This window comes from Cupriavidus sp. 05L411 (assembly GCF_056398045.1).
Genome location: NZ_JBFTOQ010000028.1, coordinates 40,605 through 52,526, shown reverse-complemented (window position 1 = coordinate 52,526; position 11,922 = coordinate 40,605). Strand labels below are relative to the sequence as shown.

At 65.0% G+C, this 11,922-nt stretch carries 12 protein-coding genes and 1 pseudogene; 5 read left to right on the top strand and 8 right to left on the bottom strand.

The genetic code is table 11. The annotated features are described in order from the left end of the window. Positions 1-37 precede the first annotated feature (37 nt). Positions 38-199 (top strand): hypothetical protein, encoded by a 162-nt coding sequence (locus AC1DQR_RS27545; RefSeq protein ID WP_477134115.1) that lies wholly within the window; start codon positions 38-40, stop codon positions 197-199. After that, positions 200-304 (top strand): annotated as a pseudogene (locus tag AC1DQR_RS27540) (IS5/IS1182 family transposase); the annotation flags it as partial. It lies immediately after the preceding gene. Positions 305-580: 276 nt separating this feature from the next. Here AC1DQR_RS27540 and AC1DQR_RS27535 read toward each other — a convergent pair. The 8 genes from AC1DQR_RS27535 to AC1DQR_RS27500 all read right to left on the bottom strand — a co-directional run bounded on the left by AC1DQR_RS27535 (position 581) and on the right by AC1DQR_RS27500 (position 8,509). Further along, positions 581-1,165 (bottom strand): PPC domain-containing DNA-binding protein, encoded by a 585-nt coding sequence (locus AC1DQR_RS27535; protein ID WP_477134114.1) that lies wholly within the window; start codon positions 1,163-1,165, stop codon positions 581-583. A 65-nt stretch (positions 1,166-1,230) separates the two neighbouring features. Further along, positions 1,231-2,514, bottom strand: coding sequence for a TRAP transporter large permease (locus tag AC1DQR_RS27530; RefSeq protein ID WP_477134113.1), 1,284 nt, complete (start codon positions 2,512-2,514; stop codon positions 1,231-1,233). A gap of 16 nt (positions 2,515-2,530) precedes the next feature. Continuing rightward, complete coding sequence (locus AC1DQR_RS27525; protein ID WP_477134112.1) at positions 2,531-3,058, bottom strand: TRAP transporter small permease; 528 nt, start codon at positions 3,056-3,058, stop codon at positions 2,531-2,533. A gap of 17 nt (positions 3,059-3,075) precedes the next feature. Further along, entirely contained in the window at positions 3,076-4,008 is a 933-nt protein-coding gene (locus AC1DQR_RS27520; RefSeq protein WP_477134111.1) for an amidohydrolase family protein, read from the bottom strand. Between the two features lie 19 nt (positions 4,009-4,027). Then, positions 4,028-5,020, bottom strand: a complete 993-nt coding sequence (locus tag AC1DQR_RS27515) for a TRAP transporter substrate-binding protein (protein ID WP_477134110.1) — start codon at positions 5,018-5,020, stop codon at positions 4,028-4,030. Between the two features lie 74 nt (positions 5,021-5,094). Next, positions 5,095-6,285: a fumarylacetoacetate hydrolase family protein gene (locus AC1DQR_RS27510; protein ID WP_477134109.1), complete on the bottom strand. Its 1,191-nt coding sequence runs from the start codon at positions 6,283-6,285 to the stop codon at positions 5,095-5,097. 1 nt (position 6,286) lies between these two features. Further along, positions 6,287-7,258 carry a tripartite tricarboxylate transporter substrate binding protein gene (locus tag AC1DQR_RS27505; RefSeq protein WP_477134108.1) on the bottom strand — a complete coding sequence of 324 codons (972 nt, stop codon included), beginning with the start codon at positions 7,256-7,258 and terminating at the stop codon, positions 6,287-6,289. Between the two features lie 111 nt (positions 7,259-7,369). Then, complete coding sequence (locus AC1DQR_RS27500; protein WP_477134155.1) at positions 7,370-8,509, bottom strand: iron-containing alcohol dehydrogenase; 1,140 nt, start codon at positions 8,507-8,509, stop codon at positions 7,370-7,372. 320 nt (positions 8,510-8,829) lie between these two features. Between AC1DQR_RS27500 and AC1DQR_RS27495 the strand changes: the two genes are divergently transcribed. The 3 genes from AC1DQR_RS27495 (at position 8,830) to AC1DQR_RS27485 (ending at position 11,922) form a co-directional block, all read left to right on the top strand. Next, complete coding sequence (locus tag AC1DQR_RS27495; RefSeq protein WP_477134107.1) at positions 8,830-9,609, top strand: enoyl-CoA hydratase-related protein; 780 nt, start codon at positions 8,830-8,832, stop codon at positions 9,607-9,609. A 37-nt stretch (positions 9,610-9,646) separates the two neighbouring features. Next, entirely contained in the window at positions 9,647-10,879 is a 1,233-nt protein-coding gene (locus AC1DQR_RS27490) for a CaiB/BaiF CoA transferase family protein (protein WP_183032518.1), read from the top strand. 62 nt (positions 10,880-10,941) lie between these two features. Further along, positions 10,942-11,922, top strand: coding sequence for a tripartite tricarboxylate transporter substrate binding protein (locus AC1DQR_RS27485; RefSeq protein WP_183032517.1), 981 nt, complete (start codon positions 10,942-10,944; stop codon positions 11,920-11,922).

Sequence of the window (11,922 nt, the reverse complement as noted above, 5' to 3'; positions counted from 1 at the left end):
CCTAGGCACGTGCAGTGCCAGATCGAAGGACCATGTCATGAACTCACTCCGCCGCCAATTCCTTGGCCGTACCGTCACCTGCGTTGCCGCCGCCGGGCTGGTCAATGTGGCGCCACGCGCGCTAGCGCAGGCTGCGCCGCCGGTGGGCGGCCAGCGCGTGTTGGGCGTGTTGCCGATCGCCGAGCTTTCCCTGACGTGAAAGCTGTTTGACGAGATCGGAATTATGCTGCGCGAGCGCGGGTTGTTGATGAAGGAAGGGACCATTGTGAATGCCACCATTATCGCAGCGCCATCATCGACCAAGAAAGGCTGCACCCTGGTGAATGTACCTTCAGTTGGATGATTCGCTGGCGACGCCTGGTCATGGACCTCGTGCGGTGTCCCGATGTATCCGAGGCCATCTCGATGCTATCTTTTCCACCTCCGAACGTTAGAGTACATCTGCGGCGAATCTTCGAACGAGCTCGTAAAACCCGCTGCGTCCGAATGCCATCAGTTCCTAGCCGGATGTGGTCAAGGCGAGGCCATCACTTCTGTATATCCAGATGAACCTAGCCCCAAAGAAGATCTCACCTGCCGCCTACAACCCCAGAACATTTGCCCCAATGTTCGGATCAATCTCTCGTTCAAGACGTTGCGGATAAACAGTTACTGTAATCTCCAGCGATCCTGTCCCAACCTCCATCGCCAGGATATGCCCCCCGTAGGTGTCAAACAGCTTGTCCCCGGCAACCCCATGCGCATGAATAGAGGGTTTCCCATCTTTCCACGCCAGACTCCCTACAATACTCGCCATCTCCACATTCGGGAAAGTCTTCGGATTGAACGCCTTCTTTTCCGCATCCCAGAACCCAAAGGTCACATTGGCAAAGCCGATGGCGCTCAGGCTCGCGCTGGGCACGCGCTCACAGATGGCAAACGCTTCTATCTGCGCAAACACGTTGTCGCCCATACGCAGCACCAGCAGGTAGCCCGTTGGTGTTTTGATATAGCGCTTGACGCTGGCACTCGGGTAGGCGGGGTTCTGGCTGGCGGCCTGCGCGGCGGCGCATTCGCTCGATTGCGCGCGGGCGGGCGCGGACGAAAGGCCGAGCGCAAGGATGGCCACTGTCGCCAGGGCCATGCTGTGCCTTGGCAATTTGTTGGCGGTAGATGTTTGCTTCATGTGAGACTCCTTCTTGGGTACGTAGGTGGCAGTCATTGTTTGTATCGCGTCAGTCATGAAAGGGACTAGCGCAGCCAACTCGCGGGCACGAGGATGAGTTGGGGGAATAGTACGAACAGGAACATCAGCGCGGTGAGCGCCAGCAGGAAGGGCCACACGCCCGCGATCACACTATCGAGGCTGCAGCGCGAGGTTCCGGCCACCACGTTGAGCACGGTGCCCACCGGCGGTGTCAGCAGCCCGATGGCGTTGTTGAGGATGAACATCACGCCGAAGTACACGGGGTCGATGCCGGCTTTGGTGATCACGGGCATCAGGATCGGCGTCATGATCAGCACGGTGGGCATCAGGTCTAGCGCCGTGCCGACGATGATCACCAGGACCATGATCACGAACATCAGCAGGATCTTGTTGTCGATGAAGGGATCGAGCAGCGCCGTGACCTGCGCCGGGATATTGGCGATGGTGATGAGCCAGGCGGAGACCAGCGCGCAGGCAACCAGGAACAGCACCGTGCTGGAGGTCTTGGTGGCGGTGACGATCAGGCGGGGCAGGTCGCGCAGTTTCAGCTCTCCGTATACGAAGCGGCCGACGGCCATGGCGTAGGCAACGGCAACCACGGCGGCCTCGGTGGGCGTGAACACGCCGATCTTCATGCCGCCGATGATGACCACCGGCAGCACCAGCGCCCACACACCGTCCATCAGCGCCTGCCGCAGTCGGCGGAACTCGAAGCGTTGCGTGGCAGCAGCGGAGGCCGATTCCTTGCGGGCGCAGACGTACCACGTGGCGGTGAGCGTCAGTGCCATCATGGCGCCTGGCGCAATGCCGGCGAGGAACAACTTGGTGATGGATACCTGCGCCACCACGCCGAACACCACGATGGCGATCGATGGGGGGATAACCGGCGCGATGATGCCGCCCGCTGCGATCAATCCGGCGGAGCGCGGCACGTTGTAGCCGGCGTTGCGCATCATGGGGATGAGCAGTGCGGCCACCGCGGCTGTGTCCGCCACGGCCGAGCCGGAGATGCTGGCCACCACCGTAGCGGCGATGATCGCCACATAGCCGAGGCCACCGCGCACGTGGCCGACGGTAGCTTCCGCCACCTTGACGATGCGGCTCGACAGCCCGCCGGCGTTCATCAGCTCGCCGGCGAGCATGAAGAACGGGACGGCCATCAGCGGGTAGTTGTTCACGCCCTCCAGCATGTTCTGCGCAATGATCTGCGTATCGAAATTGCCGAGGTGGAACATCAGCGCGATGCCCGACACCAGCAGCGAGAATGCGATCGGCATGCCGAGCGCCATGGCGCCCAGCAAGGAGCCAACGAATACAACGATAGTCATGACAGGCTCCAGGAAATCATTCGCCGCTGACGCCGGACTCCGGCACCAGTTCCGCGCGTGGCATGCGCCCGCTCAGCAAGCGCCACAGCGAGTGCGCCAACAGGCCGGCCATGCCCAGGCTGCTGAACAGCAGGCAGGCGTAGACCAGGCCGATGGGCACGCCTGTCACCGGGGCCATGTCGTCCATGCCGATCACCACCAGTTTCCACGCGCCGTTGGCCAGCAGCAGGCAGCAGGCGAGCGCGCCGGCGTCCGAGATAAAGCGGCACAGGCGCTGTCCCGGCTCGCCGAGTCGGGACACGATGGTGGACATGCCAAGGTGCGCCTTGTCGCGCATGACCAGAAGGGCGCCGGTCAGCGTGAGCCACATGAAGACGAAGCGCGAGGCTTCCTCCGAGAATGCGATGCCTGAGTTGAAGGCGTAGCGCAGCACCACATTGGCGAACACCAGCACGATCATGACGGCCATCATGGCCACCATCGCGCCTTCCGCCGTGCGCACCATGACGCGGGTCACGGTGGGCTCGTCGCTTGTCGTTTCCATATTCGTTGTCTCTCTATTCATTGATTCGTCTGGCCGATCCGGTAGAAGCGCAGCGCGTTGCCGTGCCACACGGCGTGCGTCGCCTCAGCGCCCAGGCCATCCAGTCCTGCGGCCACCGTCGCGATCACTTCCCCGATGCCGGCGCGCAGCCCGGACACCGGCAGGTTGCTGGCAAACATGCAGCGCTGCCAGCCGAAGATGTCCAGCGCCTGCCGTATGACGCGCGCATTGCCGGCCTGGTCCCACGGTGCATCGGGAAGGCCGAATTCGGAGAGCTTCACGTGCACGTTGGGTAGGCGCGCTAGCGCTTCCATGCCGCCGCGCCACGCGGCAAGGCCTGCGTCGGAGCGGTCCCATGGCAGCCCGGTGTGTTCGAGCACCACGCGCAGCGTGGGAAACATCGCCGCCGCATCTGCCGCCTCTTGCAGATGCCAGAACGGCACGCGCAAGTCCCACGACAAGTCGTGCGTGGCCAGCAGGCCGAGGCCTCTCAGCCAGCGCGTATCCTGCAGCGTGCCGGCTTGCCCGCGCACGCTCTGGTCAGCGCGCCGGCTCGTCACCGGCTTGCAGCGCACGCCGCGCACCAGCGGAAAAGCCGCCTGCGCCAGCAAGCGCTGCTCCAACTCGGCGCCGTTGAAATCCGCGTGTGCCACGATGGCATTCGGAAAGCCGTGAACCGCGTGGATCCGGTGGAGCCAGCCGGTCTCCGCGAGGGACTCGTCGGGATGGCGCTCGGCTTCCACGTGCACGGTGGCGGCGATCGGCATGTTGCCCCAGCGCCTCTGGTAGGCGTCCGGGCCAAAGTCCTCACACAGCGTGGCGTAGTCGCCGAGGAAGAAGGCTTGCGGGTCGTACTTCTCCTGCAGCCACGGATAACGCGCGTCGTCGCTGAAGCGCCAGAGATGATGATGTGCGTCTACAATGACTGACGGCGAGGGCAGCGTTTGCATGTCCGGTCTCCGCGCGGCTTTAGCGTTGGGCGTCGATGGCGCGCAGCACGGTGTCGCCGTTTTTCTGCACGTAGAGCTGGCGCGTCTCTTCCTTGACGATCTTCTTGAGGCTAGCCACGTCCGGATGCTCGTTGACCTGCATGCCCTTGGCGCGCAGCTGGGCGATGGCCGCCGCTTCATTATCGGCGTTGAGCTTGCGCTGGAACGTGGCGGCGGCCGCGGCTTCTTCCAGCAGGATCTTCTGGTACTCCGGCTTGAGCGAGTCGAACTTCGCCTTGTTCATCAGTACCACAAGCGCGGTGTAGGCGTGGCGCGTGAGCGATAGGTATTTCTGCACCTCGTACATCTTGGACGACAGCATCAGCGTGGGCGGGTTTTCTTGCCCGTCCACCGCACCGGATTCCAGCGCACCGAAGACCTCGGCGAACGGCATCGGCTGAGGGCTTGCGCCGAGCAGCTGGAACGCCTTGATATGCGACGGGTTCGGCGTGGTGCGGATCTTTAGGCCGCGGATATCGTCGGCCTTGTTGATCTGGCGCTTGTTGTTGCCCAGGCTGCGAAAACCGATCTCCCAGAAGGCCAGGCCCTTGATCTGGTGCGAGCCCAGTTCATCGAGCAGCCCGCGGCCCACCGTGCCGTCCAGCGTGCGATAGGCCTGCGGGCCGTCGTCGAACTGGTAGGGCAGGTCCAGCACATTGAGCTTGGGCACGAGCCCGGTGACGAACGGATTGCCGGTGGCGCCGATATCGATGGTGCCGCTGCGGATGCCGGTGACCAGCGTGGTGTCGTTGCCGAGCTGGCTGTTGGCAAAGACTTGGATCTCGACAGCGCCTTGCGTGCGCTCCTTGACCTTCTTGCTGAACGATAGCGCGGCCAGGTGCTGGGAGTCGGTTTCGGGCACGGTATGGCTGAAGCGCAGCTTGATGGGTGTTTGCGCGTTGGCCAGGGTGGCTGTGGTGGTGGTGGCCGCGAACATCGCGGCCAGCACGATACGCGAGATGGCGTGTCTCATGGTGTCTCCTTCGAATTGTGTGTCGGTGTGGCGAGCCCGGGTGGTCCCGGGTCTCGCTGGGTCGGGCGAAAGGCTCAGGGAGGGGGGCCGAGCAGGCCGCGGCGTGCGAGGTTGCTCATCAGGGCGCCGATGCCGAACCGCCATGGCGGCAGGTTGGCGCTGCTGCCGACCCAGTTGACGAGGCCGCCGAGCCGAGCCGTGCGGATGGACACGCGGTCGCCCAGGTGATGCGTAAAGCCGGCGCCGGGCGCGTCGCGGTCCTGCACGGGCGCGAACATCGTGCCGCAGAACAGCATCATGCCGTCCGGATACTGGTGGTGCGGGCCCATGGCGTGGCCGACGAGTTCCTGCGGCGAGCGGCTGATCTGCGTCATGGAGCTGGCACCTTGCAGCACGAAGCCGTCGTCGCCTTCGATGGTGAGCTCGATGTCGGTCGCGCAGATGTCGTCGATGCCATACTCCGCGTCGCACAGGCGGATCCAGGGGCCGATGCTGCACGAGGCATTGTTGTCCTTGGCCTTGCCCAGCAGCAGCGCGCTGCGTCCTTCGAAGTCGCGCAGGTTGACGTCGTTGCCGAGCGCCGCCCCGACGATGGTGCCACGCGAGGATACCGCGAGCACCACCTCCGGCTCGGGGTTGTTCCACGACGAGCCCGGATGAATGCCCACGTCCACACCTGTGCCCATCGACGACAGCGGCGCCGCCTTGGTGAAGATCTCCGCATCCGTACCGATGCCCACTTCCAGGTATTGGGACCACAGCCCCTGGGCGAGCAGCACCTCCTTGATGCGCAGCGCCTGCGGCGAGCCCGGGCGCACGGCAGCGAGCCCGGCGTCGGCAAGGTGTGCCACGCTCTGGCGGACCGTCTCGGCCTTCGCGGCATCGCCGCGCGCCTGCTCCTCGATGACGCGCTCGATCATGCTGGCGGCAAAGGTTACGCCGGCAGCCTTCACGACCTGGAGGTCGTTCGGCGCGAGCAGGTGCCGGTAGCGGGGATCGGGGCTGTGCTCGCAGGTGGATGCCAGCCAGTCTGCTACCAGCCCAAGCGATGCACCTTCGGCACGCCTGACCGCGTCGGCCGGGTCAGGCAGATCAAGCAGGCTGGTGATGGTCGGATGCAGCGCGCTTAGGTCGAACAACTGGCCGTTGCGCACGACGACCGGCGTTGGGCCGCCTTGCGGTCCCGGTAGCCACACGCGGCCAACCAGCACCGCCTGCGCGGCGTCGCGCGGCAGGGTTTCCTCGATGGTGATGCGGCGCGCCATGTCAGACCTTCACCTGGCCGTCTTTGACCACCTTGGCCCACTTGGTGAGCTCGGCGCCGATAAAGGTGCCAAAGCGCGCGGCGCTACCGCCGCCATCCTCGGCGCCGAAGCTGGCCAGCTTGTCCGCCACCTCCGGCATCGCCAATACTTTGTTCATGTCGGCGTTCATCTTTTGCACCAAGCTCGGCGGCATGCCGGCGGGGCCGACCAGCCCGTACCAAGTGCTGGCGTCGAAGCCGGGGAAGCCCGATTCCGCGACGGTGGGCACGTTGGGGAAGCTCTTGGCGCGCCTGGGCCGGGTCTGTGCAATGGCGATCAGCTTGCCGCCCTGGATCTGCGGCGTGGCCGAGGTCATGGTCTCGAAGCTGAAATCGATCTGCCCGCCGATCAGGTCGGTGAGCATGGGCGCTGAGCCGCGATACGGCACATGCATCGCATCCACGCCGGCACGCAGCTTGAACAATTCGAGCGCCAGGTGCTGCGCCGCGCCCGCGCCAGACGAACCGAACGTGATCTTGCCCGGACTCTTGCGGCACTGGTCGATTACATCCTTCAGGGTCTTGGCGCCTTCCCGCGTATTGCAGATCAGCAGATTGGGCGTGACGCCCACCAGCATGATGGGCGTGAAGTCGCGCTCGACCACGTAGCCCAGCTTGGGATACAGGCTGGGCGCGATGGCGTGGTTGCTGATGTTGGTCATCAGCAGCGTGGTGCCGTCGGCGGGCTGCTTGACCGTATACTCGGCGGCAATCACGCCGGCGGCGCCGGGACGGTTGTCGACGATGACCGACGTATGCCAGAGCTCGCCGAGCTTGTTGGCCATCACGCGCGCCATCACATCGGTGCCGCCCCCGGGCGGAAAGCCCACGACGATGCGGATGGGGCCGGTTGGCAGCGCCTGCGCAAAGGCCAGGGGTGCAGCCAGCGAGGCGGCGCCGGCGGCCGTGGCAGTGAGGAACGTCCTGCGTAGCATGGCTTGTCTCCAGTTTGTTTTTATAGGTACAGCGGACTTCTTTGCGCTCTTATGCGGCGCTGGTTTGCCCCTCTCTCCTGCAAGCGGGAGAGAGGGGCAAACCACAAACACCTACATCGCCTCAGCCAGCATCGCCGCGTACTCCTCCGCGCTCGCAATGCGCGGATTGGTCTTGTGGCAGTGATCCGCCAGCGCGCCTTCAATAATCCGGGGGAACAGGGCGCTCGTCACGCCAAGCGCTGCCAGCCCGTTCGGCAGGCCCAGCTGTTGGTTCATGGCGACGATGGCCGAGCCGATGGCTTCGGGGCCGTCGAGTTGCATCGCCTGCGCCATGCGCTCCAGGCGCTGCTCGTCGCGCACCGAGGGGGCTGACGCATTGAAGCGGATCACGGTGGGCAGCAGGATGGCGTTCAGGGTGCCGTGGTGCAGCAGCGGATTGATCCCGCCTAGCGAATGGCTCAGGCTATGCACGCAGCCCAGCCCTTTCTGGAAGGCCAGGGCGCCTTGCATCGACGCGCTCATCATGTTCAGCCGCGCGCTGCGGTCTTGCGGCGAGGCGGTGGCGGTCTCGATATGCAGCCAGGCGCGGCGCAGACCGTCGAGTGCTATGCCGTCGGCGGGCGGGTTGAACGCCGGCGCCAGGAAGGTCTCGATGCAGTGGGCGATGGCGTCCATGCCGGTGGCTGCCGTCAGCCGTGGCGGCAGGCCAAAGGTCAGGTCCGGGTCGCAGATGGCTACGCGCGGCACCAGGTAGGGCGAGAGCACGCCCACCTTGCGTCCGTCGTCGAGGATCAGCACTGCGCCGCGGCCTACCTCGCTGCCGGTGCCGGCCGTGGTTGGCACGGCGATCAGCGGGGCGGTGGCTGCAGTGATGCGTGCCACGCCGCCTTCGATGGCGGCAAACGTTTTGAGCGGACCCAGGTGCGTGGCGCACACGGCAACCCCCTTGGCCAGGTCAATCGGCGAGCCGCCGCCTACCGCAATGATGCCGTCGCAGCGGTGCTCGATATAGAGCGCCACGGCTTCGCGCATGGCGCGCTCGGTCGGGTTGGAGGGGGTGCCGTCGAAGACGATGGCCTGGATGCCGGCAGGCAGTTGCGCCAGCACGCGCTCCAGGATGCCCGCTGCCTTGACGCCGGCATCGGTGACCACCAGCGGGCGCGCGATGCCAATGCGCTCGCATTCTTGCGGCAGCAGCGCAATCGCGCCGAAATCGATCTGGATCTGGGTGATGTAGTTGATCAGGGCCATGTTATCTGTTGTCTCCATGCGGTATGTGCTGTGCGTGCTGGGCGGCTTCTCGGACATTGCAGAGCGCTGCGTTGGTGACGAAGTCTAGAAACAAGCCGCCTGCGCCACAACGTGGATTTACTTGAAGCAGGCCCAAGTTTTTTTCATAGGCACGCCGGTCAGGCGGGGGCGTAGTTTTTCTTGAAGAACCGCTGAGTTTTTCTCGTTTGGCGGGCGGCGGCGGAAACCCTAGACTTCGCAAGGTCAAGGCACCGCCTCGAGCCTGCGCTAGCGGCAGGCGCCACCCAACATCCGCCGACATCCATCGACAAAAACAAACCATGAGACAAGCCATCCTGATCGAGTACGACGAGCGCATCGCCACCATTACGCTGAACAACCCGGACAAGCTGAACGCGCTCGACCTGGGCATGTGGCAGGGCCTGACCGACGCGTTCAAGTCGTTGTCAGCCAACGATGACCTGCGCTGCATCGTGCTGCGCGGCGCGGGCGACAAGGCCTTTGCCGCCGGGGCGGACATCGAGGAGTTCACCCGCATGCGTTCCAGCTCGGCGCAGGCGCAGGACTACGCGCAGATCACCCACGCGGCCATGGAGGCGATTGCCGGCAGCCGTCACCCTACGGTGGCGATGATCCAGGGCGCTTGCGTAGGCGGCGGACTGGAGATTGCCTCGATGTGCGACATGCGTATCTGCGGCGAGTCCAGCCGCTTCGGCGTGCCGGTCAACCGGCTCGGCCTTGTGATGTCGTATGGCGAGCTTGGCGGCTTGATGGCGCTGGCCGGCCCGGCCGTGGCGTTGGAGATCGTGCTGGAAGGGCGCGTGTTCGGGGCGTCCGAGGCGTTGGAGAAGCGCCTGGTCAACCGGGTTGTTCCGGATGCCGAGGTGCCGGTCGAAGCCTACGCCGCGGCACGCCGCATCGGCCAGGGTGCGCCGCTGGTCGCCCGCTGGCACAAGCAGTTCGTGCGCCGGCTGCTGAACCCCGCGCCGCTCAGTGCGCAAGAGCACGCCGAGGCCTATGCCTGCTTCGACACGGAGGACTTCCGCATCGGCTACCAGGCCTTCGTCAACAAATCGAAGCCAGCCTTCCAGGGCCGCTGATCCGCACGCCTCCCGTTACCAAGCCATAAGGTTTCCAATGAATTTGCCTTTGTCGAACATCAAGGTCCTCGATGTCAGCCAGATCATGGCTGGCCCTTTTTGCTGCATGCTGCTCGGCGACATGGGCGCGGACGTCATCAAGGTGGAAACGCCGGGCGTCGGCGACCAGACCCGCAAGGCCATGGGTTTCCGGCTCAAGGGCGAGGACAGCGGCGGCTTCCTGGCGCTGAATCGCAACAAGCGTAGCGTGGAGATCGACCTGAAGAATCCCGCCGGGCTGGAAGCGTTCTATGAACTGGTGCGCGGCGCCGATGTATTGGTGGAGAACAACCGCCCCGGCGTGGCCGCACGGCTGAAGATCGATTACCCGGTGCTGCGCGAGATCAATCCGCGGCTGGTCTATGCCAGCATCTCGGGCTTTGGCCAGACCGGCCCGTGGGCGCGCCGGCCCGGGCTGGACCTAATCGCGCAGGCGATGTCGGGCGTGATGAGCGTGATGGGCCATCCCGATGGGCCACCGGTGAAGTCGAGCGTGCCGATTGCCGACCTGGGCGCGGGCCTCTTTAGCGCCTACGGCATCCTGAGCGCGATCATCGGGCGCGGCCATACCGGGCAAGGCCAGTATGTGGACGCATCGCTGTTTGAAACCGCGCTGGGCCTGTCGGTGTGGGAGTCCGCCGAGTACTGGGGCACGGGCACGGTGCCGGTGCCGATCGGCAGTGCCAACCGCATGAGCGCGCCTTACCAGGCCGTGCGCGCGGCAGACCGGCACTTTGTCATCGGCGCCGCCAACCCCAAGCTGTGGGCCGCGCTGTGCGAGGTGATCGAGCGTACCGACCTGCTGCGGGATGCGCGCTTCACCGACAACGCAGCGCGCATCCGCAACCGCGATGTGCTGATCCGCGAAATCGAAGGCGAGTTCGCGCGCAAGCCCGCCGACGAATGGGTGGACGCCTTGCTCGCCGCGGGCGTGCCGGCCGCGCCGATCTACACCTATGACGAGGCGCTGGTGAGCGAGCAGGCCGTGGCGCGCGAGATGGTGCTGGAGATCGACCATCCCGTGGAAGGCCGCGTGAAGGCGCTCGGCTTTCCCGTTAAGCTTAGTGGCACGCCGCAGCAGGTCCGCTATCCGGCGCCCTTGCTCGGGCAGCACACGCAAGAGGTACTTGGCGAATTTGGCCTGGATGACATGGCGATCGAGGCACTACGCGAACGTGGCGCTTTCGGCCAGCCGGTTGCGCCACAAACGCTGAAAAACGGTACGGCTTGAGCAAGCCGGGGCAATAGAAGACACCAGAAGCACAAAGCATAAGAATCACGGAGACAAGCATCATGAAGTTCTACTCACACCCGTGGCGGGTGACGGCTTACGCCCTCATCGCCACCGTCGCCGGCTGGGCAGGCGTTGCCGCCGCGCAGGGCGATGCCTACCCTAATCACCGCATCGAGCTGATCGTGCCCTGGCAAGCCGGCGGCGGCGCGGATGTGGTCGCGCGCGCCTTGTCCGCTGCGGCCGCCAAGCATCTGTCGCAGCCGCTGGTGGTCATCAACAAGCCCGGCGCCACCGGCGCACTCGGCCTGGGCGAAGTCGTGCACGCCAAGCCGGACGGCTACAAGCTGGTGCTGTCTTCCAGCGAAGTGACCTTCCTCAACTACCTGGGCCTGGCCAAGTTTACCTACCAGGACCTGGTGCCGATCGCGCGGCTCAACGCGGATCCGGCAGCCATAGTGGTGCGCGCGGACGCACCCTACGCCACGCTGGAACAGTTCCTTGCGGAGTCTCGCAAGCCGGATTCGAACATCCGCGTGGGCAATGCCGGGCAGGGTTCCGCCTGGCACATGGCCGCCGCCGCGCTGGCGGAGAAGACCGGTGCCAAGTTCAATCACATACCTTATCCCGGTGGCGCGCCGGCCACAATGGCGCTCCTCGGTGGCCATATCGACGCGGTGACGGTGAGCACGGCCGAAGTCGCCACCTACGTGGCGGCGGGCAAGCTCAAGGTGCTGGCGGTGATGGCGGACAAGCGCGTCGCCGGCTACGAGAACGTGCCGACGCTCAAGGAGCGCAATATCGACCTCTCGATGGGCATCTGGCGGGGCATTTCGGCACCCAAGGGCACGCCGCCGGAAGTCATCAACATCCTCAAGGCTGCCGTGGCCAAATCCGTGCAGGAGCCGATCATGCGGCAGACGCTGGAGAAGCTGCACTTCAGCACGGATACCTACGCAGACGATGTGACGCTGCAGGCCGTGATGGCGAAGGAGTCCGCGCAATACAAGCAACTGGTCAGCCGGATCGCGGTGAAGGAATAG